The organism is Glycocaulis sp. (genome assembly GCF_050485565.1).
Classification (GTDB): Bacteria; Pseudomonadota; Alphaproteobacteria; order Caulobacterales; family Maricaulaceae; genus Glycocaulis.
In genome coordinates, this window is record NZ_JBJHBQ010000003.1 from 1 (window position 1) to 26,613 (window position 26,613).

Annotated in this window: 23 protein-coding genes and 1 tRNA gene; 8 read left to right on the plus strand and 16 right to left on the minus strand. The window is 60.4% G+C overall.

The window, feature by feature from the left end; translation table 11 throughout:
• Positions 1–171: 171 nt before the first annotated feature.
• Positions 172–816, minus strand: coding sequence for a peptidylprolyl isomerase (locus ACQ5ID_RS03835; RefSeq protein WP_429911156.1), 645 nt, complete (start codon positions 814–816; stop codon positions 172–174).
• 279 nt (positions 817–1,095) lie between these two features.
• On the opposite strand from ACQ5ID_RS03835, the gene ACQ5ID_RS03840 reads away from it, so the two are divergent.
• Both ACQ5ID_RS03840 and ACQ5ID_RS03845 read left to right on the plus strand, forming a co-directional pair.
• On the plus strand, positions 1,096–2,268 hold the full coding sequence (locus ACQ5ID_RS03840; protein WP_429911157.1) for a bifunctional chorismate mutase/prephenate dehydratase: 1,173 nt from the start codon (positions 1,096–1,098) through the stop codon (positions 2,266–2,268).
• Positions 2,269–2,353: 85 nt separating this feature from the next.
• Positions 2,354–2,429 (plus strand) — tRNA-Val (locus ACQ5ID_RS03845).
• Positions 2,430–2,464: 35 nt separating this feature from the next.
• Here the strand turns inward: ACQ5ID_RS03845 and ACQ5ID_RS03850 are convergent.
• The 5 genes from ACQ5ID_RS03850 to ACQ5ID_RS03870 all read right to left on the minus strand — a co-directional run bounded on the left by ACQ5ID_RS03850 (position 2,465) and on the right by ACQ5ID_RS03870 (position 9,225).
• Positions 2,465–3,073, minus strand: a complete 609-nt coding sequence (locus tag ACQ5ID_RS03850; protein ID WP_429911158.1) for a sugar transferase — start codon at positions 3,071–3,073, stop codon at positions 2,465–2,467.
• Between the two features lie 315 nt (positions 3,074–3,388).
• Positions 3,389–4,612: a glycosyltransferase family 4 protein gene (locus ACQ5ID_RS03855; RefSeq protein WP_429911159.1), complete on the minus strand. Its 1,224-nt coding sequence runs from the start codon at positions 4,610–4,612 to the stop codon at positions 3,389–3,391.
• A 9-nt stretch (positions 4,613–4,621) separates the two neighbouring features.
• Positions 4,622–6,280: a heparinase II/III family protein gene (locus tag ACQ5ID_RS03860; protein ID WP_429911160.1), complete on the minus strand. Its 1,659-nt coding sequence runs from the start codon at positions 6,278–6,280 to the stop codon at positions 4,622–4,624.
• A gap of 108 nt (positions 6,281–6,388) precedes the next feature.
• Positions 6,389–7,102 carry a methyltransferase domain-containing protein gene (locus ACQ5ID_RS03865; RefSeq protein WP_429911161.1) on the minus strand — a complete coding sequence of 238 codons (714 nt, stop codon included), beginning with the start codon at positions 7,100–7,102 and terminating at the stop codon, positions 6,389–6,391.
• Positions 7,099–9,225 carry a bi-domain-containing oxidoreductase gene (locus tag ACQ5ID_RS03870; RefSeq protein ID WP_429911162.1) on the minus strand — a complete coding sequence of 709 codons (2,127 nt, stop codon included), beginning with the start codon at positions 9,223–9,225 and terminating at the stop codon, positions 7,099–7,101. Before ACQ5ID_RS03870 ends, ACQ5ID_RS03865 begins: the two co-directional genes overlap by 4 nt.
• Before the next feature lie 175 nt (positions 9,226–9,400).
• Between ACQ5ID_RS03870 and ACQ5ID_RS03875 the strand changes: the two genes are divergently transcribed.
• The gene (locus ACQ5ID_RS03875; RefSeq protein ID WP_429911163.1) at positions 9,401–10,750 is read left to right on the plus strand and encodes a DUF2793 domain-containing protein; all 1,350 of its coding nucleotides are present in this window, start codon (positions 9,401–9,403) and stop codon (positions 10,748–10,750) included.
• Here ACQ5ID_RS03875 and ACQ5ID_RS03880 read toward each other — a convergent pair.
• The 4 genes from ACQ5ID_RS03880 to ACQ5ID_RS03895 form a co-directional block, all read right to left on the minus strand.
• Positions 10,728–11,903 (minus strand): hypothetical protein, encoded by a 1,176-nt coding sequence (locus tag ACQ5ID_RS03880; protein WP_429911164.1) that lies wholly within the window; start codon positions 11,901–11,903, stop codon positions 10,728–10,730. The genes ACQ5ID_RS03875 and ACQ5ID_RS03880 overlap by 23 nt on opposite strands.
• A 79-nt stretch (positions 11,904–11,982) precedes the next feature.
• Positions 11,983–13,200, minus strand: a complete 1,218-nt coding sequence (locus ACQ5ID_RS03885; protein ID WP_429911165.1) for a glycosyltransferase family 4 protein — start codon at positions 13,198–13,200, stop codon at positions 11,983–11,985.
• Positions 13,197–14,489, minus strand: coding sequence for a hypothetical protein (locus ACQ5ID_RS03890; protein ID WP_429911166.1), 1,293 nt, complete (start codon positions 14,487–14,489; stop codon positions 13,197–13,199). Before ACQ5ID_RS03890 ends, ACQ5ID_RS03885 begins: the two co-directional genes overlap by 4 nt.
• 39 nt (positions 14,490–14,528) lie before the next feature.
• Entirely contained in the window at positions 14,529–15,863 is a 1,335-nt protein-coding gene (locus ACQ5ID_RS03895; protein ID WP_429911167.1) for a lipopolysaccharide biosynthesis protein, read from the minus strand.
• A gap of 269 nt (positions 15,864–16,132) precedes the next feature.
• Here ACQ5ID_RS03895 and ACQ5ID_RS03900 point away from each other — a divergent pair, with 269 nt between their 5' ends.
• The 5 genes from ACQ5ID_RS03900 (at position 16,133) to ACQ5ID_RS03920 (ending at position 21,246) form a co-directional block, all read left to right on the plus strand.
• Positions 16,133–16,918, plus strand: a complete 786-nt coding sequence (locus ACQ5ID_RS03900) for a metallophosphoesterase (RefSeq protein ID WP_429911168.1) — start codon at positions 16,133–16,135, stop codon at positions 16,916–16,918.
• A gap of 76 nt (positions 16,919–16,994) precedes the next feature.
• Entirely contained in the window at positions 16,995–17,591 is a 597-nt protein-coding gene (locus ACQ5ID_RS03905) for a polysaccharide biosynthesis/export family protein (RefSeq protein ID WP_429911169.1), read from the plus strand.
• A 36-nt stretch (positions 17,592–17,627) separates the two neighbouring features.
• Positions 17,628–19,508: an O-antigen ligase family protein gene (locus tag ACQ5ID_RS03910; RefSeq protein WP_429911170.1), complete on the plus strand. Its 1,881-nt coding sequence runs from the start codon at positions 17,628–17,630 to the stop codon at positions 19,506–19,508.
• A gap of 412 nt (positions 19,509–19,920) precedes the next feature.
• Complete coding sequence (locus tag ACQ5ID_RS03915; RefSeq protein ID WP_429911171.1) at positions 19,921–20,607, plus strand: transglutaminase-like cysteine peptidase; 687 nt, start codon at positions 19,921–19,923, stop codon at positions 20,605–20,607.
• Between the two features lie 171 nt (positions 20,608–20,778).
• The gene (locus ACQ5ID_RS03920; protein WP_429911172.1) at positions 20,779–21,246 is read left to right on the plus strand and encodes a peptidase S1; all 468 of its coding nucleotides are present in this window, start codon (positions 20,779–20,781) and stop codon (positions 21,244–21,246) included.
• Between the two features lie 59 nt (positions 21,247–21,305).
• Here the strand turns inward: ACQ5ID_RS03920 and ACQ5ID_RS03925 are convergent, their stop codons facing one another.
• The 6 genes from ACQ5ID_RS03925 to ppa all read right to left on the minus strand — a co-directional run bounded on the left by ACQ5ID_RS03925 (position 21,306) and on the right by ppa (position 26,521).
• Entirely contained in the window at positions 21,306–22,274 is a 969-nt protein-coding gene (locus ACQ5ID_RS03925; protein WP_429911173.1) for a DUF3667 domain-containing protein, read from the minus strand.
• A 13-nt stretch (positions 22,275–22,287) separates the two neighbouring features.
• Positions 22,288–23,127 (minus strand): LOG family protein, encoded by an 840-nt coding sequence (locus ACQ5ID_RS03930; protein ID WP_429911174.1) that lies wholly within the window; start codon positions 23,125–23,127, stop codon positions 22,288–22,290.
• 91 nt (positions 23,128–23,218) lie between these two features.
• Positions 23,219–23,638 carry a GtrA family protein gene (locus tag ACQ5ID_RS03935; RefSeq protein ID WP_429911175.1) on the minus strand — a complete coding sequence of 140 codons (420 nt, stop codon included), beginning with the start codon at positions 23,636–23,638 and terminating at the stop codon, positions 23,219–23,221.
• Between the two features lie 8 nt (positions 23,639–23,646).
• Complete coding sequence (locus ACQ5ID_RS03940) at positions 23,647–24,597, minus strand: glycosyltransferase family 2 protein (protein WP_429911176.1); 951 nt, start codon at positions 24,595–24,597, stop codon at positions 23,647–23,649.
• A 13-nt stretch (positions 24,598–24,610) separates the two neighbouring features.
• Positions 24,611–25,954 carry a glycosyltransferase family 87 protein gene (locus tag ACQ5ID_RS03945; RefSeq protein WP_429911177.1) on the minus strand — a complete coding sequence of 448 codons (1,344 nt, stop codon included), beginning with the start codon at positions 25,952–25,954 and terminating at the stop codon, positions 24,611–24,613.
• A 39-nt stretch (positions 25,955–25,993) separates the two neighbouring features.
• On the minus strand, positions 25,994–26,521 hold the full coding sequence (gene ppa / locus ACQ5ID_RS03950) for an inorganic diphosphatase (protein ID WP_429911178.1): 528 nt from the start codon (positions 26,519–26,521) through the stop codon (positions 25,994–25,996).
• Positions 26,522–26,613 lie beyond the last annotated feature (92 nt).

Here is a 26,613-nt window from a genome sequence, read left to right on the forward strand (position 1 = left end):
CCGGGGCTTTATTTTCGGTCTTGTCAGGGCGTCCGGTTTCTCCCCCCGTTTCCGGGGGGAGGGCCCCCACGGGCCGAGGGGGGATTGCACAAAAGCTCCCCCTCCGTCAGCTTCGCTGACACCTCCCCCGTAAACGGGGGAGGACATTGACCTGCCAGTCCGAGGCTCCGCCTACTCCCCCTCCACAATCCGCACGCTCTCGATCCGCACCGGATCGGCCATGAATTGCGGGAACTGGAAGTCTTCCAGTGCGCCATCAAGGCCGGTTTCCTGCGCCGCGATCGCCTCCACCACGTCCATGCCCGATACCACCTGACCAAAGACCGCATAGCCCGCCTCATCGGGGTTGCGCCGTCCGGCACCTGAATCCAGACCCGGATAGTCATCGGCCATGATGAAGAATTCTGTGGTGGCAGTGCCCGGATCAAAGCGGGCCATGGAGATGGCTCCGCGTACATGGGACAGGCCGGTCTCTTCCGTCGGCTCGTGGGCAATGGCGTTGGCACCCGCCATCCCGTTAAAGCCATAGCCGCCCTGAATGAGATGCATGGGCTCCACGCCCGCCCGGTCATTGTCCGGCCGCACCGCGCGATAGAAGGAGCCGCCGTCATAATGCCCGGCTTGTGCATGCTCGACGAAGTTGGCCACGCTGACGGGCGCAGCATCGGGATAAAGTTCGAGGCCGATCACGCCAAGGGAGGTGATGATTTCGGCATGGATCACCTGCGATTGCGGCGTGCCATAACCCTCCTGGCCGTCTGGCGGCGTGCAGGCGGCCAGAGCGAGGACGGCGAGCGCGAGGACGGAGCGGATCATGGCGGCGTGGTTCCTGTATTGATGGACATGACAGCAACGTTTCACGTGCGGGGGAATAAGCCAAGCGATGTTGCCAAGGCCCGTTGACCCGGCCGCAATTCCCGCCCACAGTAAACCCATGAGCACTCGCAGCATTTTTGCCACCCGCTATTATTTCGGCCTCTTTACCGGGGGCGGGTGAAATCTGCGCGCAAACAAGCAGCCAGACGGATTTCACGGCCCCCTCCATCAAACCGGACGGGGCCGTTTTTCATTTCAGGGACAAGAGGGCAGAGTGCCATGACCACAGAGAGCAACAACCGGACCGAAGAGCGCGCAAGCCTGCGCGCCGCCATCGATCAGACCGACGCAAACCTTGTGCGCGCGCTGGTGGAACGGCGCAGGCTGGCCGAGACGCTGGGCGCGCTAAAAGCCGGCGATGGCGCGCTGGTCCGCGATGTGGAGCGCGAGCGGGCGGTTCTGGATCGGGCGGTCGCTCTTGGCCGTCAGGAGGGGCTGGACGAGGGCTTTGTCGAGAAGCTGTTCCAGCTCATCATCGACGATTCCCTGCGCCGTCAGCGCGCGGGGCTGGACGCGCGCGTGCGCACCGCCACGCTGAACGAGGCCAAGGTGGCCTATCTTGGCGGGCCGGGCAGCTACAGCCAGTTCGCAGCAGACGCGCATTTCGCCGGGCGCTACTCCGCCGTGATGCCGGTTATCCAGCGCGAGTTTGCCGGCATTTTTGAAGCAGTGGAGAAGGGCGAGGCCGATTACGGCTTTGCCCCCATCGAGAACACCACGACGGGCGGCATTGTGGAGGTCTACGATCTCTTGCGCGATACCAAGCTGAAGATTGCCGGCGAGCATCATTACCGCGTGGAGCACTGCATTGTCGGCAAGGCGCATGATCTGGGCACGGTGCGCACCGTGCTGGGCCACCCTCAGGCATTGCGCCAGTCCCAGCGCTTCTTTGCCCGCCACCCGGAGCTGAAAACCCGCGCGGTCAGCTCGTCGACCGAGGCGCTCAACGAGGCGCTCACCGGCAAGCCCGATATCGCCGCCGTGGCCGGGCGCGATGCAGCGCGCCTGTTCGGCCTGAATGTGATCGATGCCAATGCGTCAGACCATCCGGAGAACTACACGCGTTTTGTGGCCCTGGCGATTGATCCGGAACCGGCCTCGCCCCTATTGCCGTGCAAGACATCGCTGGTGATCGTCACCTCTCATGAGGCAGGGTCTCTCGTCAGCGCCCTTGATGGCTTCCGCAAGGAGGGGATCAGCCTGACCAAGCTGGAGAGCCGGCCCATTGCCGGAAAGCCGTGGCAGCAAATGTTCTTCCTCGATCTCGACGGGCATGAAGATCACCCCAATGTCGCGCGCGCGCTCAAGACGCTGGACAGCCATACGGTGTCTGTTCATTCGTTCGGGTCTTACGGGTCTGACCGGCTGGAGCCTGCTGCGCGGGGTGGCTGATCGCGCCAGGCGGGAGAGGGCGCGTCTGATGGCAGCGCGGTGATTGCCCGCGTGCACAAGCGGCGCTAAACAGCGGTTTCTGGAAGGGTGGTTAGCTCAGCTGGTAGAGCAACTCGTTTACACCGAGTAGGTCGGCGGTTCGACCCCGTCACCACCCACCAGACTCTCCCATTTGCCGGGCCGGCAGCGGTGCGCGCTAGAGCACGCCCGCGCGCGAGACCACGACCTTCACCGTCCGCCAGAGAATCCACATATCGAGGCTCCACGACCAGTGATCGGTGTAGAACTGGTCGTAGCGGGCCTTGCGGCGCGGCGTCAGATTGTTGCGCCCGCTGATCTGGGCAAGGCCGGTAAGGCCGGGCCGGGACAGCTTGCCACTGGCAAGCCGCAGGCGCTCATGCACGGCCGGATCGCTTGGCAATAGCGGGCGCGGCCCGATCAGGCTCATCCTGCCAGTCAGCACGGGGATCAGCTGGGGCAGCTCGTCCAGGCTGGTCTGCCGCAGGAGCTGGCCCGGTGCCGTCATGCTGGAGGCGGCGTTGGCCAGCTGTTCGCGCGGGTGAAGCGGAGAGCCTGTCCGCATGGTACGGAATTTGGGCATGGCAAACGTGCCGCCACACCCGTTATCGCGCGCCGACCAGAAAAGGATCGGCCCCGGGCTTGTCAGCCTGACGAGAAGGGCTGTCGCGGCCAGAAGGGGAAACATGAAAATCAGGCCAGTCGCAGCGACCAGCATGTCAAAGATACGCTTGCCTGCGCCGCCAGTTTCGTAGCGGGGGTGGGTGCGCTCCCGGCGGCCAGACATGCCGCCTGCGGGACTCTGCTGGAGAACCAGCAAGCCGTCTGCAACCCTCCCCAGAAGAGTGCCACGATGTTTCATCCCAGCCATGTTTCGCCCGTGTCCCGAAGGGAGCGTGACACTGGCGGCCATTGCACCGCAAACTGAATCGCCCTGACCTGTGGATAAAGCGCCCAATTCCGTCACTTTATCGGACGGATGTTGCATTTTCGTAACGTTTTGTTAACCCTGCGGCCCCGGTCGAGAGGGACCGATACGGCGGCATTAACCCGGCAGGCAGCCAGTTCCGCCGCGAGCCAGAGCCAATGGCAAAGAGGGCCGCTATGCGGTGCGGGTGATGATGTCCAGCATGGCGCTGGCCAGGGCTTTTCGGTCGTAGCGGCGCGCAGCAGCCAGACAATTCTCGCTATAAGCCGCCAGTGTCGCAGGGGAGTTGGCAAGTCTTGCGAGATGGGCCGCGAGCTCACCGGGATTTTGCGGAGCGAAGGTTTCGCCTACGCCCTCCCGGCGGACTATATCGGCGGACTCGCCCTCGACCCCGTGCAGTACCGGCAAGCCCATCGCCATGCACTCGAACAGCTTTGACGGGATAACGGTGGTGAATACCGGGTCTCGTTTCAGATGGATGATCGAGACATCCAGCAGTGCCCAGTATTGCGGGACGTCTGCTTTGGATACGCTGTCGATAAAAATAACGTTTTTCAGCTCAAGTTCGCTGGCGAGCTTGAGCAGGGCGGGCTTTCGTGCGCCGTCGCCCAACAGCACGATGCGGACGTGGGAGGTACCCTGGTCCGCTTGCAGAATGGCCGCTGCTTCAAGCAGGGTTTCCAGCGCGTGCGCGAGACCGTGCGTGCCGACATAGCCGGCCACGAAGAAGTTTTCCAGGCCGAGCGATTGAGCCAGCTTTTGTGGCCGCTCCAACGGTTGAAATCGTGACAGGTCAGCACCATTGGTGATGACGTCTATCTTGCTGCCATCTATGCCCCTGGCCATCAGCTCTTCACGGAACGCATGCGTCACCGTGATGATGCGCGTGGCGCGCTGATAGAGAAAACGCTCAACGGCCTGGAGTGCGGAGAGGACAGGGCCGTCTTTGATTGCTCCCACCGCCTTGATCGAGGCTGGCCAGAGATCGCGCAGCTCGAATATCCACGGGCGGCGCTTGGTGAGGCTGACGAGAAACGCGCTGATCGCCGTGAAGAATTGCGGCGATGTACCGATAATGACGTCCACCTTGCGCACGCCGAACGAGGCGATGAAGGCGGACAGCATGAAGCTCACATAGTCCAGCGTGCGCTTGTAGATGCCTTCATTGGCGGTGATGTAGGTCCACACGCGGATGACGCGTATTCCGTCCATATCCTCAACGCTGCGCAGCCGGTTCCTGTATCCTTCGAACACCTTGCCTTGCGGGAAGTTGGGAGCACAGGTGATGATTGTGACCTGCGCGCCCAGCTTCACCCATTCGCGCGCATGCTCGTAGGTGCGGCTGGCGGGCGCGTTCACCTCTGGCGGGAAATTGTCGGTGAGGAAGAGGATGTGCATGGCCGGATTTTAGTCTTTCCAGTGAAGGTGCAGGCCAGCTTTACCGTCGGCCAGATCCAGAACAAGGCGTTGCGAGACAAGGCTCGCGCCAAATTCCGGGTGCCAGCTTGACGGTTCGATGCGCGCCCGCCCGTCCTTCGCCTGCCAGCGCACACGCTGGCCACCAGGCAGGGTGAGCCAGCCTTGCGTCTCGTCCTCCTGCTCCACGCTCACATCGGGGTGGAGATGGAAGACCGCTTCGGCCGGGTTGCCCGCAGGCGCTGAAATCGCGTCCTCAATGGTCAGGCGCTGCGTTTCCAGCGTGATGGTACGTGAATGGAGCGGCCTGCCCGGACGGTAGCGATAGCCATCATGGGTGGCCTCCACTGACTGACATTCCCCGTCCAGCTTGGCCTCGGCCGAAGCAATGCGCGCGCGCCTGCCAACCCGGAACCCGCTCCAGACATCGGAGGAGTTTTCGCCAGCGATATGCACCGTGGAATGGGCGGGGGTGCCACGCTGGCGGTGGCGCTCCGGTCCGGTGCCGTAAAGCGATGTGCCCGAATTGACGATCACGCGCGTGCCGAACAGGGATAGCTCACAGCTCAGCGTGTCGGCGTGGGCGTGGCCGGGCAGGTAATCCGGCCCGATCCGCGCCATGTCGGCGACCAGCACCGCATCAGGGGTTTCCAGCCGGACATACCCGCTCTCGCGCAGCCAGACCGGACCCGGCCCCGGTTGCGGCCATTGAAGGCCCAGCCGCTGCGCATAGGCAGCAAGTTCTGCGTTGTCCGGCGCGATGCCAGAAGCGGCATCGTTGAAGAAGGCGATGTGTCCGTCGGGATGGGACATGGCGGACAGCCAGCTTGCCATGGCAGGCACGCGCGCGCGCCAGTGACCGGCTTGCGCCTGTGCGCCCGGTGACAGCGCGCCGGAAAACGACGCCGCGATATTGGCAAGGTCGAGCACATCCTCCAGCGCGAGCGCGTGATACATCGGGCTCAGCTCGAACTGTCCGCCATCGGGCAGTATCTGTTCGTCAAACTCGCGGCGGAGGATGGCAAGGCCCCGCTCCAGCCAGCGCCCTGCCTCGATGCCGTCAAACCACAGCCCGGCAAACACCAGCGCCTTTGCGTTGGCAAACAGATGATTGCCCAGCAGATGGTATTCCAGCCACCGCGACAGCCAGCGCGTCTGAATGGCGAGGCTGTCCAGCATGCCTGGCGGCGGCTCATTGCCTGCCAGCAGCCATTTGATCCAGTTCACGATGCGAAGCGAGGTGGGGTAGGGTTCCCAGCCTGTACGTTTGCCGGGCGGGTTTTCGCTGATCCAGCGCTCGATCAGCGCCGTGTGCCAATGCAAGCGGCTGGCAGCATCAATAGCGTTCAGATCGTCAAAATAGTGGAGATTGTAGCGCCACAGCTTGTCGCGTGCGGGGCTATCCCATCCATCCTGGTCCAGCGTGCCGGCTTCACCAAGGAACATGAATGCACCGCCGCCGGTGAGTGATGGCCGGCGGCGGGCCGGTGGCCGCCACGGTCCGGTGCGCTCCCGGCAGGCGGGGGCCGGGAGCGGGTCTGGCACCGGCCGCGTCAGGCGGAACCAGATGCGCCGGTAGATCTGCTTCGGGCGCAAATGACGCAACGTCTCGAAATAGCGGATCAGGGTGCGCAGGGACGAAGAGGACATGTCGGTTGCGGATCGCCCTCCAGAAGCGCCGTTGAAAAGTGTGACTGCTGGCGAAGCAACGAATTCAGAAGTTTCTCCTACCCAATGGGTGGGGATTGCATCGCCCGATTACTCCGGTTTACGCAGCGTGGCCATCAACAGGACGCGAAGGGTCTTGAGAAAGCCGGCCAGGTTGACGGTGCGTTCATAAGCGATCCCGGCGGCATAAGTGATCGGCGACAGGCGCATGTATTCTGGCCGCCCTTCCACCAGTTCAAGATGTTCCAGCTCGAAGCCGGTCGCGGCAGCGAGCTGGCGCACCTTTGGCGCGGAGTTCGCCCTGTAGCGTGTCGGGAAGGTGTCGGCCTCTGCACGTCCGCGCTTGCGGTTGACCCATTGGTGGAACCCATGCGGCGTCGCCTGTGCGATCAAGGGCATGTAGTGAAAGCGGTTCGGGGTCTTGAACAGGAAGCGCCCGCCCGGCTTCAACACCCGGAAAATCTCGGCAAAAACCGTTCCCGGATCGTCGAGGTGCTCAACCACATTGTCGGAGAAGACAAGGTCGAACCGGCTGTCCTCGAACGGGATGGCGCCGGCATCGGCCACGCGCCCCTCGTCGAGATAGGGATTGGCGGTCACGCGCGGATCGAGATCAACGCCGCATACCCGGCGGGCAATCCCCCGGAAATTCATCATCTCGATAATGCCCGCGCCCGCGCCGACATCAAGAATCTCGGCGCTATCGGGCATCGCTGCGAGAATGCGTTCGCGAAACAGGCGGTCGTCCCAGTTGCGGGCAAAGCCGGGATAGAAAGTCCGGTCCATCCATGCGACGGCGTTCATCCGTGAATGCTCCCGGCGCATTCGATCGTCACGCGGCTGACTTCGATTATCTCGTCCCGGCTGATGGGCGGCGGCGTCCCGTCGCGGATGGACTGGACGAATGCGGCGGCGCAGGCCCGTTGGCCCTTGTCCTGATTGAGGCTGGCCATCCGGGAGAAGCCCGGCCAGCCCCAGCCTTTAAGCGCGCGGAAATTATCCAGTTGCAGCACGCGCCCGGCGGCGAAGACCTCCACCCGTTCCTTGGAAAAGCCCTTGTGGCCATTGGCCAGATAATGGATCGAGGCAATTGATCCGTCAGCAAAGCGAAGGGTCAGCGTTGCATTGTCGGTGCAGGCCGGACCGCCGGGCGCTGCGCCGAGGCTCACTGCATCAGCGGACACGATGGCATGACCGGCCAGATGGCGCGCCAGATCGATGAAATGGCAGGCTTCGCCGATAATGCGCCCGCCGCCGACGGTGATGTCCTGGATCCAGTGGCTGGCAGGAACATCACCCGCATTGACGGTGATGATGATGGCCTTTGGCGCGCTGACCGTGTCCAGCAGGGCCTTCATCTTCACCGTGTGCGGGGCAAAGCGGCGGTTGAACCCGACCATGAGCTGCTGGCCCGGCCGCGACGATGCCTCAGCTTCGATGCCCGCCAGCTCGTCCAGCGTCAGGCAGAGTGGCTTCTCGCAGAACACGTGCTTGCCTGCACGTAAGGCCGCCAGAACCTGTCCGGCATGGGCGTCGTGGCGCGTGGCGATGACCACCGTGGAGATGTCCGGATTTTCAAGGATTTCGGCAGCATCGGTAACCGCCTGACGAAAGCCGAACTTGCGTCCGAAATGCACCGCGCTGACCCCGCCGCCGCTGGCGAGCGTGTGAAGCTCTGCCCCTGCCGCCTTGAAGGCCGGGATGAGCACCCGCCCGGCATAATTGCCAGCGCCCAGAACACCAATAGTGGCAGCGCTCGCGGAAGGCTCGCCATCCCGCCCCAGCGCGACGCGGCGGGCCATGCTCGAGGATGCGTCGCCCTCTGCCTGCGGATAGTCCAGCAATATGCCCAGAGAGGGCTCGCCAGAGGCCAGAAGGTCCATCGCCTTGTGGCCATCCTCAATACCGAACCGGTGAGAAATGAGCGCGGACGGGTCGAGCGTGCCGGCGGCCATCATGTCCAGCACGGCTTCAAAATTGCGCTGTTCGGTCCAGCGCACGAAGCCTACGGGATAGTCCTGCCCTCCCTCTTCATAGGCCGGGTCATAACGCCCCGGCCCGTAGGAGCAGGAGACCTGGAAGCTGAGTTCTTTCTCGTAGAAATCGGCGCGGCTAAGCTCCAGCCCCGTCACGCCAACCAGCACGATGCGCCCGCGCTTGCGGCACATGTGCGCCGCCTGCGAGACCGGCTCGCTGCTTTTGGTGGACGCCGTGATGAGCACCGCATCGACGCCGCGTCCGCGCGAGAAGGCGTTTGCCTGCGCCAGCACGTCCTCGCCAGCGCCCGGATTGACCGTCTCCGCGCCGAACCGGCGGGCGAGGGCGAGGCGTTCGGGATCGAAATCGATCCCCATCACGCGGCACCCTTGTGCGCGCAGCATCTGCACGGTCAAAAGCCCGATCAGCCCGAGGCCCGTGATGACCACGCATTCGCCAAGCGTCGGCGCAGCGAGGCGTATGCCCTGCAGGCCGATGGCCGCGAGTACCGTGAAGGCCGCCGCATCGTCGCTCACCTCATCGGGGATAAGCGCGCACAGGTTCTGCGGGACGGCGACAATGCCTGCGTGCTGGCCGTTGGAGACGACGCGGTTTCCGGCAGCAAAGCCCGGCGCGCGGCTCTCGATCACCGTGCCGACATTGCAATATCCCAGCGCCAGAGGCTGATCGAGCTTGGACTGGACCGCATCAAACGTTGCCAGCAGGCCATCGGTGCGGATCTTCTCCAGCACCATTTTCACCTTGTCTGGCTGCTGACGGGCCTTGTCGATCAGGCTGGCCTTGCCGAACTCCACCAGCATACGCTCGGTACCGACCGAGACCAGGGTGCGCGAGGTAGCAATCAGCACCTGGCCCTTGCCAGCGCGCGGTGCGGGCACGTCGGCCACTTCGGTCGCGCCAGTCTTAAGCGATTGCAATAGCTGTTTCACACGCCCGCCCCGCCTGCTTGCCCCGCCTGCTTTCTTGCGGACAGGAAAGGCAGCTGTCCAGCCCCAAGCGACCGGAAAACGCCTGTGCACGCTGGAAAACCGCAAAATCAATCCGGCTGGGGCGGTTTTGAGCCGAAAATGGCGGCTTGTCGAACCAGAGACAGGGCCGCCGACCGTGAACGCTACCTCCAATCTGAACCTGCCCTTCATCATGCCCGCCCAGGCGCAAAAGCACGTCACCCACAATGAAGCGCTTCAAATGCTTAACGCGCTGGTGCAGCTGGGCGTGGCCAGCCGGCAATTGTCCACGCCCCCTGAAAACCCGCAAGCAGGCGAGCGCCATATCGTGGCGGAGGAGGCAAGCGGCGTATGGGCCGGTGTGCCAGCCGGTCATGTAGCGGCATTCCAGGACGGGGCATGGCAGGTTTTCGCGCCGCAGACCGGCTGGATCGCCTGGATTGCCGATGAGGGTGTGGCGCGCGTCTTTGATGGAGAGGGCTGGAGTCCGTTCACCGGAACCGCCATCAATCCCGCACCCTTGGTGGGCGTGAACACGGACGCAGACGAGACCAACCGCCTGGCGGTCAAATCCGATGCCGTGCTGCTCAGCCATGATGATGTCACGCCCGGCAATGGCGGGGTCCAGCTGAAGCTGAACAAGGCCGCGCCCGGCGATACGGCCAGCGTGCTCTACCAGACAGGCTGGTCCGGCCGAGCCGAATTTGGCACTGCGGGCGATGATGATTTCCACATCAAGGTGAGCGCCAACGGGTCAGACTGGCATGAAGCGCTGGTCATAAACCGCGCAAGCGGCGCAGTTGCCCTGCCGAGCACCCCGCCCGTAGCCAACAGTTTCAACCTGCTCAAGGACGCGGGCCGCTTTGCCGGCAGCCCGGAGCCGCAAAGCGCGGTTGTCTCCGGGTTTACGGCGCCAACCTATTTTAACCCGGTCAACGGCGCGGATATCAGCGCCGGCCCGAAATACATCTATAACAACAATGATTACGGCGGCAGTGCAGGCACGCTGGACCCGGATATCGACGCGCTGATCTCAAAGCTGAAAAACGCCAGTTCCCGGCGCTATGGCGTCGAGTTTTTCGCCCTGCAGATCACCGCAGGCAGCGGCACAGGCACGGCGCGCACGATAGACGGCGTAACGCACTATCTGCCCTTTGCCACGCCCCAGCTCCCCCTGCCGCCGGAGCTGACCTTCAATGTCCATGTGCTGGTGAAATCGGGCAGTGTGGGGTGTGCGATCCCCAGCGCTCCCAACGCCCTCTATATTGACGGCGTAAGGCACACCGACCCGCAGCGTATCCTGCCGGAGGATGGCTGGAAACAGGTGACGCGCCAGATGAACTGGAACCCTGCCAGCTTCGTGGGATACGACAATATCTGCCACCAGATTTTCGCCACGCCCGGCACCGTGTTCTGGCTCGCCGCGCTCACCGTCACGCCCGGGCATCTGCCGATAGCGCCAGAGCGCTATTACGGCGTTATCCCTAGTCTTCAGGCGTGGCGGTAGGGGGGTGATTGCGCATGAGATAGCGCCACTTGGCGGGCTCGATCTCTAAGAGCGAGTGACACACGCGCGCTTCAAAGCGAAAACCCTCAGGAATACGGGTCGATAGCGCACGTAGGAGGCGCTTCGCGACTTCCTCATTACGGGGAACGTATAAGAACAAAAATTGCCCTGGATGTGAGTGCACAACACAGTAGCGGTCTAGGCCGTTCCAGTCGGCCCCGTGGAGGCCGAATATGATGTTGTTTAAAGGATGTTGGGTGCCATCGCTTGATGTAATGAGCTCTGAAGTGCGACCCAGAAGCTGTGTTGTAGCAACGACCTTCGTCTCGAAAAATGAGCTGTAGCGAATGAATGGCTTGTCGCAAAGATCGCCTGTTCGATAGAACTTGTTGCCGCCGAAGACCGGATTTAACAGGCTTCTCCCACAGATCTCGTACATGCTCCCCCGTTTCAGAAATGCGAGGTCGCTATACCCGGGGACGAACTCGTGCACACCGTCGTGCTGGAGAAACGCCAAAGCGCATTGTTCGGACTGGCCGTACCAACTAACCGTCTTCGCGCCCAGAAGGGTGCTAAACAAAGCCTGTTGCTTTGGCGAACAAGCCTCCGACCCTGCCAGAATCAGCGAAACGCTTGACGGCTGCTTCAGCCCCAACCGCTCGCATGCCAGCAAGAACCGTTCGAGGATGGACGGATAGCACGCAATAACTTCCGGCGAATAATCCAAGAAAGCTGCATGCTTTCGGGTGATATCCACGTCAGACCAGCCGGCCATCGACACGATCATTCGGCTGCCAATTTGTTGTGTCGGTTGTGCAATCTTCAAGCCGCGAAGAATCGCTAGCCTGGCTCTCCGGTTGAAGCCGGACTTCTCCCATGCGAAGTCCAGAAACGCCTGTTCTCGCTGAAGGGCAGCCATTGGTTGTTTGAAAACCAACGGCACGCCACTGGTACCGGATGAACTGGAGGTTCGCCAAGGCCAGTGCCGAAGTGTCAGAGGGGCAAACGGTCCGTGACGACCATAGGTTTCTTCTTCTGTTAAATAGCGAATGGATCGTCCACCCGGATTATTCTTTATCTTAGCCAGCTGGCTCCGGTAAAAACCCGATCTCTTAACTTCTTCAGAGAGATGAATTTTCAGCACATCAATCAATAGATTTCTCCGCGCAGCAGGACTATGTACAACGGACTAAGAGCAATAAGCAGAACGGCAGGGTTGCGTTAAATTAAATTTATATAAATCCGTTTATTATTTCGTTTATAATTCTGCTTCTCTGAGGCGAAGTGGGATAGTTTAAAACCCTGTCGTTTCCAGCTCTCACCATTTCCATATATAATTTCTTCTCTTCGGTTTTTATGCTGCTTATCAGCTCTGCTAGCGTAGCGGCAGCGCTCGTCGGTGACAGTGTGTCTGTGTAAAGGGCGGCGTCTCTACATATATCCATGGCAAAATCCAGCGCAGACGTGACAATAGGCACCCCGCACCACATCGCCTCCAGGTAGGAAGCAGAGAAGGTCTCCAGCCTGGTAGGCAGAAACATGATGTCGCTTTGCAGATAGAGGCCGGGAGCTTCCGATACCGAGAACGGTCCGGCGTTCCTGATGCAATGGCTCACATTTGCGGCGCGTGCTGCGGCCTCTATTTTCCCCCAGGCTGGGCCAGGAGGCAAAGTGAGCGTAAAGCAGAACGGGTCGGACGTAATTTCTTTCAGTGCGGCTGCGGTTGGAACAATGATGTCCAGGTTCTTGTGCCTGTAGTAGGCCGAAGGAACCAGAATGCTGGTTGTGCTTCGCTGCTCCGACTTGGCTTTGAAAACGTCATCGGGTGAACGTCTGCCCGGCACCTGTTCGACAAAAGACCTGCCAATTGCATTGGGAACGACACTGGTCCGCCGTGCGGATATGATGCCGCGTTTCAGGAACCCTGACCTTGCCGCCTCCGTCTGGAATATGAGGTGCTCGGCCCGGTGGAAGTGGGCCAGCTTGTAGAGGGAGAGGGCGATAGTCCGTAATCCCCATGCCAGACCCGGCGCAAAGTAGTTCTCCAGCCGTCCATGGCTCACAAACGGTTCGGAGCACCCCAGAACATGCATGGCGGGGAAGCGCACATAGGCCGGCCCGGCCATGGTGTATACAAGACCGGGCTGAACCGTTTCCACGATGGCCCGTATACGTTGCCGGCTCGCCTTGTGCCGGGCCGGTGAGGGGTCGATGACGTGGAATCTGCTGTCATTGTGCACGTCCAGGCCGAGCGCCTCGCAGTTTCGGGCGACAGCCGAGGAAACGAGAAACGTCCAGCTGATGGCAGCCGGATCAGCCTCGCAGCACTCATTTATGAAGTTCGCCGCATTCTGAACGCCGCCGCCAATGGTGTTGGTACTCGCGTTGAAGATGAGGCGGTGCTTGGTGTTTGTCGTGCGTCCTTCAGATAGCCGTATGGATAAGTTCATGGCGCTGCCCTTATCCGCAAGGCTCCTTGAATAAAATAATGAAACGTCAAAACTGGAATCAATATAAGCAAAAACTGCACTATCCGCAAATTTGTCATGTGAAAATTGAAAGCTGCAAAAAGCGCAATAAAATAAAAGGTGGGTGCATATTTTGAGGCGCGACAGATCGCGAAACATACCCCGACGATTATGCCTCTGATTAAAAAGAAGGCGAGCGCTCCGACGGCACCGAAATTCAGATACCCGTTGCCATATGTTTCTGGGGGCCAGGAGCTGGGATACATAGCTGATACGTCTGTTGGCGGCATGACGTGCCAACCTTGAAATAGCGTTCGGATGTATACACCGTCATCAATTGGCACATTGATAGAGCCGTCATGTGTGATCCCGGTTCGGACAAAAAGGTCCCGAAACGTCAGGCCATGCCAATGTCCATGGCGAGAAAAGTAATCTTGAATAAATATATATGTATCTATGTAGCTTAAATTTCTAACGGAGTTTGCCGCAGTTAATGCTGGCGATAGTAGCGATAGGTCTGTTGATCCACGATAGTGAAGCATGCCAACAAAAAATAATACCAATATGGAGCCAATTGAAACTGTCCATACTGAATAAAAGTTGAACTTCTTGACGTATATATAATATGCCATCATGGAAAATATCAATACAAAAATTGGCAGCTTTCTTCCACCAAAAAAAGCTAATGATATGAATATAAAAAATATTAGAAGCGACGTTACAATTCTCCCGGGAAATTTAGAGTTCCCGTGGCTGTAAAGCAGGACAAAGCATAGCAAAAACGCGCTCGGTTCCATAAGCCATGATATCGGAGAGGATCGTTCAATTATTGATACCCGACGGTTTAAATTTGATAGTATAAACTCGACGCCTCCAGAGGAGCCAATTTTATCCAGAAGGCCAAATAGGTATAACGCTAAAAGCATAGATATAACGAAAGTGGTTCCAAGCGGGCTTGTTTTCTGCTTTGACAGTTTGATTGCTCGTCCAAGTTTGAGTTTTAACCCTATCGCCACCCCGAACCAGAGTGCGACCAACCCTGCCGAATAAAGCATTGAAAATACAACTAGCAATTCGTTCAAATGGTGCTCATCAAAACGGATCAATACATCGCTTTTGTAGCCAAATGCGATCAGGGTTAAATATGGTATTGTAGTAATAGCGCTGAGTGCAAAACAAATTTTAACGGGGTCTGTCGGGGTCGCGCTCCGGTTGACCAGCCACGGTAATACATGTGCAAATGTCAAGATTGCGAGTGCGATTACCGGCATCTTACAATCAATCCAATGTGATTGGTTTTTGTGAAGTCATTAGATTGGCCCCATCTTTATATTTAAGCTGCGTTGCAATGCGATGCTGGCCCCTACATTCCAGCTCGTCATCGCCAATGCCGATGCGATTGCTACGCCAATGCTGCCAAGCTCTCCGCCTAGAACCGGTCCCAGCACAATCAGTATCACAACGCCGCCCCCCTGCATAAGAGCCAGAAGGGTCGTGCGGCCGGTGAGGTTGGCCAGGTTCGTCACCGAGCCGAACCAGGCATTGACGAACCTGCCCGCACACAGGATCAGCGCCAGTAGCCATGCCTCACGGCCTGCCGCGCCAAATGCGAGCTCGAACAGCCAGGGGCCGGTCAGAAGCGGCGCAAAGGCAAGCGCGTAAAACCCCAGCGCCAGCCGCGAGGAGGACCGGGCCAGCCTCTGCAGGGCGGGCAGGTCGCCGCGCTGGTGGGCAATGGCGATCTGCGGGCCGTAGATCAGATTGGCGAAGATCACGCCGGTGGCCAGCAGCATCGCGTATTGCACAGCGGCCTTGTAGGCCGGTACCGCCTCCACCGCCACGATCTGGGAGACGATGATGATGTCGAATGTGATGAGCGCGGTCGATACCAGGCCGTAGACCAGCAGGGGGCCATAAGCCTTGAAATAGGGCCGGTAGGTATCAAGCTGGCTGCGCGTGAAGCGCGCTGCGCGCCACGGCCCCATCGCCGCCAGCACCGCGCACACCGCCAGCAGGACCACGCCATAGGCCGCGCTGAGCGCCGGGAAAACGGCTGAACCGGCGAGCCACAGCCCCAGGGCTGCAACCGCGAGCCCGGCTGGCCGGAGCACGTTCTCCGGCACGATGGCCGCTATCACCTTGCCATTCACGCGCGCCAGCCCGCCAAGGAAGATCATCGCCCCGCTCAGGGCGGCCACTGCCGCGAAGACCCATGCCTCGCCCAGCGCCATGCCGGTCATGTCTGATGCCAGCGGATGAGCCAGCCACACACTGCCTGCCTGCAGGGCAATGGCCGCCGCACCGAAGAGTATCAGCCGCCCCAGCGCCTCGCGGTCCCCGTCGGCCTTGTGAACCGAGCCGAACCGGATCGCGAGCATCAGGAGCGGCCCGAGCGCTGCGCCCGCCACGAACTGGGCGGCGGCCAGGAAGACGAAGAACTCGCCGGCCGCGTCCACCGGGAAGAGGCGCACAATAGCCGCAACGGAGATCAGGCTGCCGAGCGCGGCAAGCCCGCGCAATGCTGTCAGACCGGCGATTTTACCAGCCTTGGGACTGCGCATTGCGGTTTGCACATACACCCACAGGCCACGCAAGCGCCCGCCATTCGGCGTGTGCTGGCCTGGTGTGTTCCCGGTATCGTGCATCAATCCCCAAACGGGCGCTGTGGCCAATTAACGGCAGGCTGCAAGATATGAGCCTGCAGGGCCGGTCAGCCTGTTCCCCAGCGTGGCACCGTGCGGGAAAACTGCCCCTTTGCCAGTGCCGGACGCCACCCCTCCTGTCTGCCGGGACGATTTGCCGGAACCGGCGTAATGTCAAGGAATTGCTCGCTCCGGCCCGTCAAGTCCCTGTCTCGGACCAGACCGGCCAGGGGTGCGTTGCGGGGCTTGGTCCTGCAGCCTATACATGTCCCATGTTCAGACGCCTCGCATCTCTGTTCGGCCGTCGGGCTGGCACCGCGGGCCGTGACGCCCTGCCAGCGGGCGTGCGCCTCTATGCGGTTGGCGATGTGCATGGTCAGGACGATCTGCTCGACATGATGCTGGGGCGTATCCGCGCGGATGTTGAGGCCGCTGGCGGCGGCGTGCAGTCCACCGTTGTGATGCTGGGCGATTATATTGATCGCGGGCTGGGTTCGGCGCGCGCGCTCGAACGGCTGTCGACCCTGTCGGACATGCCTTTTGCGATGCGCTTCCTGAAGGGCAACCATGAAGAGGCCATGCTCGACTTCCTGGCCGATGCGTCCGCTGGGCCTGTCTGGGTGCAGTATGGCGGCGGGGAGACGCTGGCGGGCTATGGCGTGAAGCCGCCGTCGGCACAGGACGGCTCGCAGGCCTGGCAGGATGCGCAAGCAGCGTTGATCGAGGCGATGCCGGACCATCACCGTACATTCCTGGAGCGCCTGGAGCCCTATGTGGTGGTGGCACCCTACATATTCGTCCATGCCGGTGTGGACCCGGCAAAGCCACTGGCGGCGCAGACAGAGCGGGATTTCTACTGGATCCGGGAAAAATTCCTCAATTCCTCCCGCCGGTTTGAGTACACGGTCGTTCACGGGCACACGCCTGAGCAGGATTATTACCAGGATGAGCGCCGGATCGGGATCGATACCGGGGCCTATCTGACGGGCGTGCTGACGGCTGTCCGGCTGGAGGGCGCGACCGCAACTTTCTTGCAATCACGGCGCGGTGAACGCTAAGTTTGACGACGTGCTGCCGGCATGGCGTGCAAAACGATCATGCTGGACGCTCCGGACGTATCGAGGGGATGCTTCTATGTACCGCCTGCTGTTTGCGCTCGCTTTTGCCGTTTCCAATGTCGCCTGCGCCACGTCCGGGTCAGCCACCAGTGTGGTGACGGCGGACGGTTCGGAGGTTTTGCTGGCAGACGCGTCGCAGGAACAGCGTGAACTGGTCGAGTACCGCCTTGGCTCGGGCGACCGGCTGCGTGTTATAGTGTTTGGCGAGGACACGCTGTCGGGCGAGTATACTGTCGATGGCAGCGGTGCCGTTTCCCTGCCTCTGATCGGCGAGGTCACGGCAGGCGGCCTGTCCTTGCGCGAGTTCCAGCGCGCGGTGGAGGCTTCCTTGCGCGACGGCTATCTCAATGATCCGCGGGTCAGTGCCGAGGTGATGAATTTCCGCCCCTTCTACATTATGGGCGAGGTGCGCGATCCGGGAGAGTATCCGTTCACATCCGGGCTGACAGTGGTCAATGCGGTCGCCACGGCGGGCGGGTTCTCCTACCGGGCCAATACCCGTGTGGTGTTCATCAAGCGCGCCGGGGCCGACCGGGAAGTCCAGTATCCGCTGACCGTGAACACGCCGGTCCAGCCCGGTGACACGATCCGGATCGGCGAGCGGTTCTTCTAGGCTCTGTCCGCGTCAGGGCCAGAACCAGGAGCCGGGATGCCGGACGCCATAGCTCAATATGTCAGGCTGATATTCCCCGCCGGGGTGTGTCTGGTGCTCCTGGGTGCATCAGCGGTCTATTTTGGTGCCGATATTCCGGCGGCGAAGGCGATTTTCTCTTCAGTGGTCATTGCTGTGGCGGGGCTGGCGGTCGCCGTGAATCCGGTATTCCGGCCCATGCCGGTCCTGTGGGGTGTTCTGGCCGTTCTGCTCGGCTTTGGCGTGCACCATGTGCTCATGGGGTGGATGGATACCGCCGCGCCGGAATTTGCAGCGCTCGCTGCCGCCGGGTGTTTCTGGCTGATGGGCTATGGCTGCGCACGCCAGTCCGATGCCGCCAGCGCGCTCTGGCGCGCCACGCTGACGGTGGGCTCGCTGATCGCGCTATGGGCCTTTATCAGCTTCACCTTTGAGCCACGCACCCCGGCCAACGCGCGGCTGAGCGGGGGCTTTCTGTCTGCGAATACGGCCGCCACCTTCTTCGGTATCATCGCCCTGATGGGGCTGACCGAGCTGCTGGGGCAGATCCGCAAGAGTCTGGGCAGCAGGGCCCCCGCGTTTGCACGCAGGGCGCTTCCGCTGGCTCTGGCACTGGTCTGCGTGATGATTTCGGCCAGCTGCCTTGTGCTGACCGCCTCGCGTGCCGGTATAGCTTTTGCCGGGCTCTGCGCTGTTGCACTGACGGGCTGGCAGGTGCTCGCCTGGACGCGCCATGGCGGCGTCAGCCAGCGAAGCACCGGTCTGGGCATTGCGGGTTTTGTTGCCGTTCTCGTCATCGGCGGTCTTGTCTGGACGGTCTCGGGCGAGCTGGCCGGTGTGCGCTATGAGAGCGATCTGCTTGAGAATCCGCGCGCGGAGCTGTTTGCCGCCTATTGGGACGCCGTGGCGCTCGCCCCCCTGGCCGGTCACGGGCTGGGCAGCTTTGTCTTTACCAATGACCTCATCACCACCAGCCAGACGATACGGTCTCTGGGCAATACAAATGCGGCCCACAATGTCTTCCTCCAATGGCTGTTGCAGGCCGGGTGGAGCGGCGCGCTGGCGATGTGGGGTGTGGCCCTGCTGCTCATCTGGCAGGTCTGGCGCGGGCTGAAACTGCGCCGCCGGCATAGGGGCTATCTGCGCGCGGTCTTGTGCATATCGGCGTTCGTCACCCTGCACGGCCTGACCGATTTCGCGCTGGAAGTTCCGGGCGTCATGTGGTGGTGGGCCTGGATTTTGGGGCTGGGTGCCGGAATTGCTGCGGCCGGACACCGCGAGCAGACCCGTCAGGCCAGACACGGCACAGCGCGGGCCAGCAGCCGCACCGCACTGGCGTCCAGAGCCGGATTTGTGGCGGTCGCATTCGTCCTTGCAGGGCTTGCCGGATGGCAGGGCCAGATGCGCGTCAGCGCCAATCTGGCTGGCGAGCTTGGGCCGGAGGCGCTGGCAGCTGTGGCCGAGCGTGGCACCCTGCCGCCTTCTGCCTATCTGCGCGATGCCTACGCGGCACGTGCCATCGCTGCAGACATCGGTGATCTGGATTTTGCCTACCGGGCCACTCTGGCGGCGATAGACCGCGAGCCCAGGCTGGTCACCGCCTGGAACCGGCTGGTCTATCTCGACCTTGTCCGCAACGGATATCTGACTGGGGCAGGGCAGGAGGCGCTGGCTCAAAGTTATTACCTTACCCCCTATGGCAGCCGCGATGTCGCGCGGTGGCGCCTGCAGATCGCCGCGTCAGCCTGGGGGCAGCTCACAAGCCTCAACCGCAGTGGTGTACGGCTGGAGTTGAGCGCGCAGGCAATCAGGGACAGGCGCTGGCTCCAGCAGTTTGCCGCCCAGGTGCCAGACGGGTTTCGCGAAGAGGTCGAAGCCGTTCTGTCGCGGGCCAACTAGGGCTTGCCCGCTACACGCCGCCACCGGAACTGTCATCGAATAATCGTCTGGCCCGTCCGCACAGAGCGGGTTCGCGGGCATTTATGGTAAATGAAATTCAACCAGCGCTGTCTCTGTTAAATCAAGTATTATTATTAACTCCAGTTAACTATAAAAAATACTACAATAAACGACATCTTAACTATAATAAATAGCGTGAACTTAAATCCCATTATTCAAGATCGCCCTCCGATATCAGGACGGAGGGGTGGACATGAAGGGGTTGGGTCCCAGATTGCTGGCGCGCGCATGGCGCAGCCTGGCTATTTCATGCCTTGCAGGGTTTGCCGTCACCGCGTGCGCAACCACGCCGCAGGCTTCATCCCATATGCCCGCCGCTGGTGTGGCTATGCCCCCGGCTGGACTGATTGATATGTGCCGCCGTGTACCGGAGATATGCGGCACGGCGCAGGACGACACGGCTTCGGTGCAGCTGCTGGCCAGCGCAGAAGCTGCCAGCACCGAGGCGACCGGTGGGACCTTGTTGATAGCACGTGATGATGGCGCCAAGGCGCTTCGCGTTGCGCCCGATGACACGCTTCTGGACGGGCGCAGTGCCGCGCGCAATGTAGCGGGCGATGTCGCGCCCGGCGGCGAGCCTGGTGAGGAGAACGTGGTGGACGGACCGGCGCTGGACACTGAAGGGCGCCTGGTGGCGGCACCGGAACTGTTTGCCACGCTGAACCGGATCAATCAGAGCATAAACATGCAGATACGGCCCCGCGAAGACCGGGAACTTTACGGCGTCGAGGATCACTGGACGCTGCCGCTGACCCTAGAAGGCACGGCAGAAGGCGATTGCGAAGACTACGCGCTGGAAAAGCGCCACGCCCTTATCGCAGCGGGTGTACCAGACAGCGCGCTGTTCCTGGCGGTTGGCTATTCGCTGGCCACGGGCCGTCACGCGGTACTGGTGGTCAGCACAGACCAGGGCGATTATGTCCTCGACAACATGACGCCCTACATTCTGCCCTGGGCCGATACGCCTTATCACTGGACCGCGCGGCAAATGCCCGGCGACCTGCTGTCATGGCGTCATATGACGGCGCAGGTATCATAGTTTGCGCCGTACTCTTTATCTGATCTTTCCTGTCAGGTTTGCCTGATAGTCCAGATGCCGCCGGTTTTTGCCTTTACCACGTGATGGCCACGATATAGCGTCAGCATTGCTAGAGGGACGCTTTCAGGCCGGGGCGGGGAGCCAAGCCGGTCGCATCTGGAGATCACGACCATGCTTCGTACTGTCGCAACTGCCGCCATCGGCGTCGCCATGCTGGCTGCCGCCGGTATGGCTCAGGATTATCGCCTCAACCCGATCTACGGCACTGTTTCGCTTCGCGGTGGCTTCACGCCGGATCCGTATGTCATCAACCTTCAGTCTGGCGGCAACGTCAACGCGGCCCAGACCCTGGGTGGCAGCTGCGTGGGGTATATCGCCAACGCGCCGGACTTCCGCCTGCACTTCCAGGCTGGCAGCCTGCCACTGATTATCTCGGCAAACTCCAGCGCGGACACCACGCTGGTCGTCAACGGACCGGACGGCCGCTGGTATTGCAATGATGATGGTGGTCAGGGGCTGAACCCGTCACTGCGCTGGAACAGCCCGATGTCTGGCCAGTATGACATCTGGGTGGGCACCTGGGGCTCTAACAGCAATGCCAACGCCCAGCTCCACATTTCCGAACTCTACAGCCAGTAGGCGGCAGACATCGCCGAATGCTGAAAGCCTGGCGGGAAACCGCCGGGCTTTTTCGTCGCTCAGATCAGGATATGAATGACGAGGAACTGGACCGGCCGGTAGATGAGCAGGTGGATTGCCAGCAGCGCCGCGATCAGTGCTACCGAGGACAGCGCGGTTCGCCACCACGCCGCAGCGTAAATCGCGCGTATGGCAATGACCATATATGCGGCGAACACCAGCAATCCGGCCAGGATCAGATAGCTGAAGCCTGCAGACACCCAGCTTGCATCGGTCAGCCCGTTTGCGATCCGCAATGGCAGCATCAATAGCTGCTGCGCGATGATAAAGAAGCTGAACATGTGCAGGGCGGCGACGAAATGGTCTGCAAAGAGCAGGCGGCGGCCAGGGAACAGAGCTGCAAGAGCCAGTGCCATGAACGGTATATGCAGGCCGATCAGCAGTTTACCAGTCTCGCTGCTTACGGCGTTGTAGGCATCACGGTAGCTGGAGACGGAATAGCTGCCGGTTGGCGGGTTTTCTGCCCGTGCGGCAGCGTCACGCGCTTCCACCCTGCCTTTGACGAGCTCGGAGGCGAGCGGACTATAAACCTGTCCGCGCCAGCCTCGCAGGAGGGTTTCCAGCTGCGGTGATATCGTCTGGCCCTCGTTCGCCATCAGGATGACTTCGCCTGTGACCTGATCCTCGAACTGAAGCGTGAAGTCGGTAATGGGCGGGGAGAGGAAGAACAGCAGGTTTGCCAGCAGGAAGACGGCAATCGGGGAAAGCCAGAATATACGGCGCCCTGCGATATAATCCCGGCTCAGCTGACCGGGACGGAAAAGAAGCGCGATGAAGGTCCGCCACGCCCGTCCGTCCAGATTGGTCAGGACTCCAAACGCATCACGCAGGAGATGCCCGAAGCGCCGTTCATCACGGTCCAGCGCGCGTTGCCCGCATTGCCCGCAATAGGCTGAGTTGAGGGCGGCGCCGCAATTGCGGCACGTCTCTTCCGGCGCAGATACTCTCTGGACCTCGTTGTCAGCCATTGCGCCTGCAGTCCTACATCCCCTTGCCGGGATTGGGCAGGGCGTACTGGCACAGCTGGTCGACGATATAGGTGAAGGCGTCATCCACGCTGTCAGTGCGGTAGACCAGATCCAGGTCTTCCTGGTTGATCGCTCCGAAATCGGCCAGCGCCTGCAGATTGAGCACCTTGTCCCAGTATTCCGAGCCGAACAGCACCACCGGCAGGCGCTTCTTCATCTTGCGCGTCTGCAGGAGGGTCAACGTCTCGAACAGCTCGTCGAGCGTGCCGAACCCGCCCGGCATCAGCACCAGCGCCTTGGCCGGGTAGAGGAACCAGAATTTGCGCGTGAAGAAGTAATGGAACTCGAAATTGAGCTCCGGGGTCACGTAGGGGTTGTTGGTCTCTTCCTTGGGCAGTGTGATGCCCAGCCCGATCGTCTCGCCGCCCGCCTCGTGCGCGCCGCGATTGGCCGCTTCCATGATGCCGGGACCAGCGCCGGTGCAGATGACAAAGCGGCGCTGCTGGCAATCATCAAGATTGAGTGACCACTCGGTGAGGCGGCGCGCCAGCTCGCGCGTGTCCTCATAGTATTGCGACATGAAGACGGCGCGCTCGGCGGCCTTGATGTCCGCGTTGGTTTTGCGTGCCGTCTCGAGAGCCGCCTCGGCATCCTGCCTGCAGGGGATGCGCGCAGACCCGAAAAACAGGATCGTGTCATCGACCTTGTGGGTCTCGAACTGCTTCTTCGGGTAAAGATATTCAGCCAGAATGCGCAGAGGGCGCGCATCAGGCGACCCCATGAAATCGGGGTTCGCATACGCCTCTACCGGGTCACCGGGCAGGGTCTCACTCACAAATTCGGTCTTCTTCATCGATATCTCGCTTCTTATGGAGTGAGATACCAGCACAGGCCGCGAGGCCCGCAAACCGCTTTGTCAGCCCTTTATCCGAACATTGCACCCGTCAGTCCGGGGGTATGGCTGTAAACGTCCAGAATTTGTGCAAAATCCACGAAGAAGCTGGAACCAGCACCAAGTTTATGGCGATAGCAATCTCGAAAGGAGCCCCAAGAAGAACCACGAATATCCAGATTGTTACATTGCTCGCAAAATAACCTGCAAGCGACACTGCCAAGAAGCGGGGGATGCGCCGCCGATGGCTGCCATGTTGGCCAAAAGTCCAGTAGAGATGCCCCAAATAGGACCACGCGGCAGCAACGGCGTATCCTCCAAAATTGCCAGTGAACGGTTCAAGACCGGCTTCGCGGACCAGCAGCCAAGCAATGCCATTGTGCAGAACTGTCGCGACTCCACCCACCAGCACAAAGCGGGATACCTCTAGGCCGGTTAACCACAGTTTAGATACGTGACGATGCCAAGCCATGGATGAGATTATACGCCGAACTTTGACGAGATGACGTAAAGCGGCCGCTGGCGCACCTCATTCGCAATGCGTCCAATATACTCTCCAAGTACGCCAAGACTAAGTAGCTGAAGGCCGCCAAGCATGAGTATCGCGACCATGACAGAGGCGTAGCCAGGGACATCTGTGCCGAAAAGAAGCGTGCGTATCGCCAGAAAGAACGCGTAGCCGAAAGCCAGAAGAGCAAAAAAAGCGCCCACATAGGTCCATATCCTCAACGGCGCGGACGTCGAAGCCACGATGCCGTCCAGTGCGAGATTCCATAGCTGCCAGACTTTCCACTTGGTCTTGCCTGCCGCGCGGGGTGGCCGGGCGTATTCGATTGTGGCAGTCGGGAACCCGACCCAGTTGAACAATCCCTTGTTAAATCGCGAGCGCTCGGGGAGATTGCGGATCACTTCGATGGCCTGTCGGCCTAACAGGCGAAAATCGCCCACATTGTCTGGGATAGGGTGTTCAGCCAACCTATTGTATAAATAGTAAAATATGTTGGCAACACTGCGCTTGAACCAGCTGTCGGATGAGCGATCAGAGCGCCGTGCATTAACTACTTCAGCGCCATCCAGCCAAGCTCTCACCATGGGAACGATGAGCGCTGGCGGGTCTTGAAGGTCGACATCCATTGGGATGATGGCATCCCCGCAAGCATGATCGATCCCCGCTGCCAAGGCCGCTTCCTTGCCGAAATTGCGGCTGAAGTTGACGAGCTTGATCCGGGAATCCTTTTCGCGGCGTGCCAGGATAACCGCGGCCGTGGCATCAGTGCTGCCGTCATTGATAAATAGCCATTCGACGCTGGCATTTTCTCCCATCATTTCGAGGGCTTCCTCAACGGGTTGCTGGCAGGCGTCAAGGAAAGTGCCAATCGACTCTTCTTCGTTCAGAACCGGAACAAGCAGGGAAAGGCTACGCGCCGTCATCGTGCTGTTCTTTCTACTTTGCGCGGTGTGGCGCGGTGAACTGGCGCAGATAGAAGAACGGTAGTGCAATGGTCAGGAATAGCAAAATCCAGCTTGCCACGGACCAGCTCCGCCACGCGTTCATCAGATCGGGATACTGAGAAAGCGGAAGGTTGAGTGCCAGACAGAACGCGGCACTCCCGCCCAGAAGTCCCCATTTCACTATGGGCGATCTCGAGTTCAGCGCAGTTAGCGCAACCAAAGACAGTGTAGGAAGGGCATATATGAAATGCCGGGCGGTTGACTGTGGTGCGAACACAATGATAACCGTCAGGATCAATGCAAAATCACAGGCATCAATCCGGATTGACTGGTGCTCGTGGCTCCGTGCCCTATCCAGGCCAAACGGATTTATTCCTGCTCTGTAGTATCCCGCTGCACACACACCAGCTACACATGCCATCAGCAGAAGCAGGACACCGTAGCTGATGTAGCCGAAGCCGTCTGGCAGCCAGTCGGCAAGGCGCGCGAACGCGCTGGTGAGGGAAATTGAGCGCTCCCAGCTTATTGGCGCGATGGCGGCTGTGGTTGCCAGATCGGCACCTGAACGGACCAATGGGGTGTTGGCAAGCATTTGCCCCAAACCACCAAACGCATCGGCGAGATAGCCCAAATTGGTGCCCCACCCGACAGTAAGGGCAGGCACAAGCATCAGGCTGACAAATCCGAGAAGCCCTGCCCAGCCGGCTCGCCAATGGCCGCGCAGGAAGAAAAGAACGATGAATAGCAGCGCATGATATTTCAGCGATGCCGCTAGTGCTATTGCGAGCCCTGCCCATATTGCCCGGCTTCGCAGGTAGTACAGCGCCACTGCAAAGCAAAATATAAGTAAGCCATCGGTTTGGCTATTGGTAAGAGTTGAATTGAATTTGTCGGATACAAGTATGAACCCTATTAGGACAGCTGCCGATACAGTTGCTTTTTTTGTGTCTGGCGCGACGATTTGCATGCTGCGTTCGAGCAGCAGAACACTGCCGACGCAGCAGATGCCCATCACCAGTATAAACGCCGCGGCTGAACCTTCGAAGCCCAAAACCAGTAGCGGCTGTATAAGCCAAGCGAAACTTACAGGATAGATATATCCACGTTCGCCTGACTCGTAAGGATTGTTTCCTTGGGTGAGTGCCTCGGCAGCATAGTAAAAATGCCCCCAATCCCAAATTCGCCCGCCTGTATACCTTTCCACACCGATCAAGGTGAGTGCCGTAATAACAAGCACTATGAAAGCTATTACCATATGGCGGTAGTTGAAAATTCTGTGCAAAATTCCGCCCGCAGCTAAAATCTGATCCGCGTTGATCGAAAGCAAAATGATCAATGTTCAAGTCAATAGTCAATAGGCCTGCAAACCGCTTTGTCAGCCCTTTACCCGCTCCAGCGAGTCCATGATGAGTTCCTGCGCGCGGGCCTTGCCGGCCCAGCCCTGGATTTTCACCCATTTATTGGGTTCAAGATCCTTGTAGTGCTCGAAGAAGTGGGTGATGCGCATGATCTGCGCCTTGGTGACGTCGGTGTACTCCATGATGTCGTCATAGAGCGGGGTGAGCTTGGGATGCGGGCAGGCGAGGATTTTCTCGTCCATGCCGCTTTCATCTTCCATCATCAGCACGCCGATGGGCCGCGCACGCACCACACAACCCGGCACCAGCGTGGTCTGGCCCAGCACCATGACATCAATCGGGTCGCCATCTTCGGACAGGGTGTGCGGCATGAAGCCGTAATTGCACGGATAGCGCATGGGCGTGTGCAGGAAGCGGTCGACGAAGACCGTGCCGGATGCCTTGTCCATCTCATACTTCACCGGCTCGCCGCCGACGGGAACCTCGATGATGACATTGATGTCGGTCGGCGGATTAATACCGGCGGAAATCTGGTCGATGCGCATGACAGGGAGCCTTCGATCTTGTTTGCGCCCGTGCGGGGCAGGCGGGTTTGGCGCAGGTGATAACGGCTTGAGCGCGTGAGGCAAGCCGCATT

Bases quoted from the DNA above. Each gene is read 5' to 3' on its own strand.
- ACQ5ID_RS03835 (WP_429911156.1), bottom strand. From the start codon at position 816: ATGATCCGCTCCGTCCTCGCGCTCGCCGTCCTCGCTCTGGCCGCCTGC.
- ACQ5ID_RS03840 (WP_429911157.1), top strand. From the start codon at position 1,096: ATGACCACAGAGAGCAACAACCGGACCGAAGAGCGCGCAAGCCTGCGC.
- ACQ5ID_RS03850 (WP_429911158.1), bottom strand. From the start codon at position 3,073: ATGTCTGGCCGCCGGGAGCGCACCCACCCCCGCTACGAAACTGGCGGC.
- ACQ5ID_RS03855 (WP_429911159.1), bottom strand. From the start codon at position 4,612: ATGCACATCCTCTTCCTCACCGACAATTTCCCGCCAGAGGTGAACGCG.
- ACQ5ID_RS03860 (WP_429911160.1), bottom strand. From the start codon at position 6,280: ATGTCCTCTTCGTCCCTGCGCACCCTGATCCGCTATTTCGAGACGTTG.
- ACQ5ID_RS03865 (WP_429911161.1), bottom strand. From the start codon at position 7,102: ATGAACGCCGTCGCATGGATGGACCGGACTTTCTATCCCGGCTTTGCC.
- ACQ5ID_RS03885 (WP_429911165.1), bottom strand. From the start codon at position 13,200: ATGAACTTATCCATACGGCTATCTGAAGGACGCACGACAAACACCAAG.
- ACQ5ID_RS03890 (WP_429911166.1), bottom strand. From the start codon at position 14,489: ATGCCGGTAATCGCACTCGCAATCTTGACATTTGCACATGTATTACCG.
- ACQ5ID_RS03895 (WP_429911167.1), bottom strand. From the start codon at position 15,863: ATGCACGATACCGGGAACACACCAGGCCAGCACACGCCGAATGGCGGG.
- ACQ5ID_RS03900 (WP_429911168.1), top strand. From the start codon at position 16,133: ATGTTCAGACGCCTCGCATCTCTGTTCGGCCGTCGGGCTGGCACCGCG.
- ACQ5ID_RS03905 (WP_429911169.1), top strand. From the start codon at position 16,995: ATGTACCGCCTGCTGTTTGCGCTCGCTTTTGCCGTTTCCAATGTCGCC.
- ACQ5ID_RS03910 (WP_429911170.1), top strand. From the start codon at position 17,628: ATGCCGGACGCCATAGCTCAATATGTCAGGCTGATATTCCCCGCCGGG.
- ACQ5ID_RS03915 (WP_429911171.1), top strand. From the start codon at position 19,921: ATGTGCCGCCGTGTACCGGAGATATGCGGCACGGCGCAGGACGACACG.
- ACQ5ID_RS03920 (WP_429911172.1), top strand. From the start codon at position 20,779: ATGCTTCGTACTGTCGCAACTGCCGCCATCGGCGTCGCCATGCTGGCT.
- ACQ5ID_RS03925 (WP_429911173.1), bottom strand. From the start codon at position 22,274: ATGGCTGACAACGAGGTCCAGAGAGTATCTGCGCCGGAAGAGACGTGC.
- ACQ5ID_RS03930 (WP_429911174.1), bottom strand. From the start codon at position 23,127: ATGAAGAAGACCGAATTTGTGAGTGAGACCCTGCCCGGTGACCCGGTA.
- ACQ5ID_RS03935 (WP_429911175.1), bottom strand. From the start codon at position 23,638: ATGGCTTGGCATCGTCACGTATCTAAACTGTGGTTAACCGGCCTAGAG.
- ACQ5ID_RS03940 (WP_429911176.1), bottom strand. From the start codon at position 24,597: ATGACGGCGCGTAGCCTTTCCCTGCTTGTTCCGGTTCTGAACGAAGAA.
- ppa (WP_429911178.1), bottom strand. From the start codon at position 26,521: ATGCGCATCGACCAGATTTCCGCCGGTATTAATCCGCCGACCGACATC.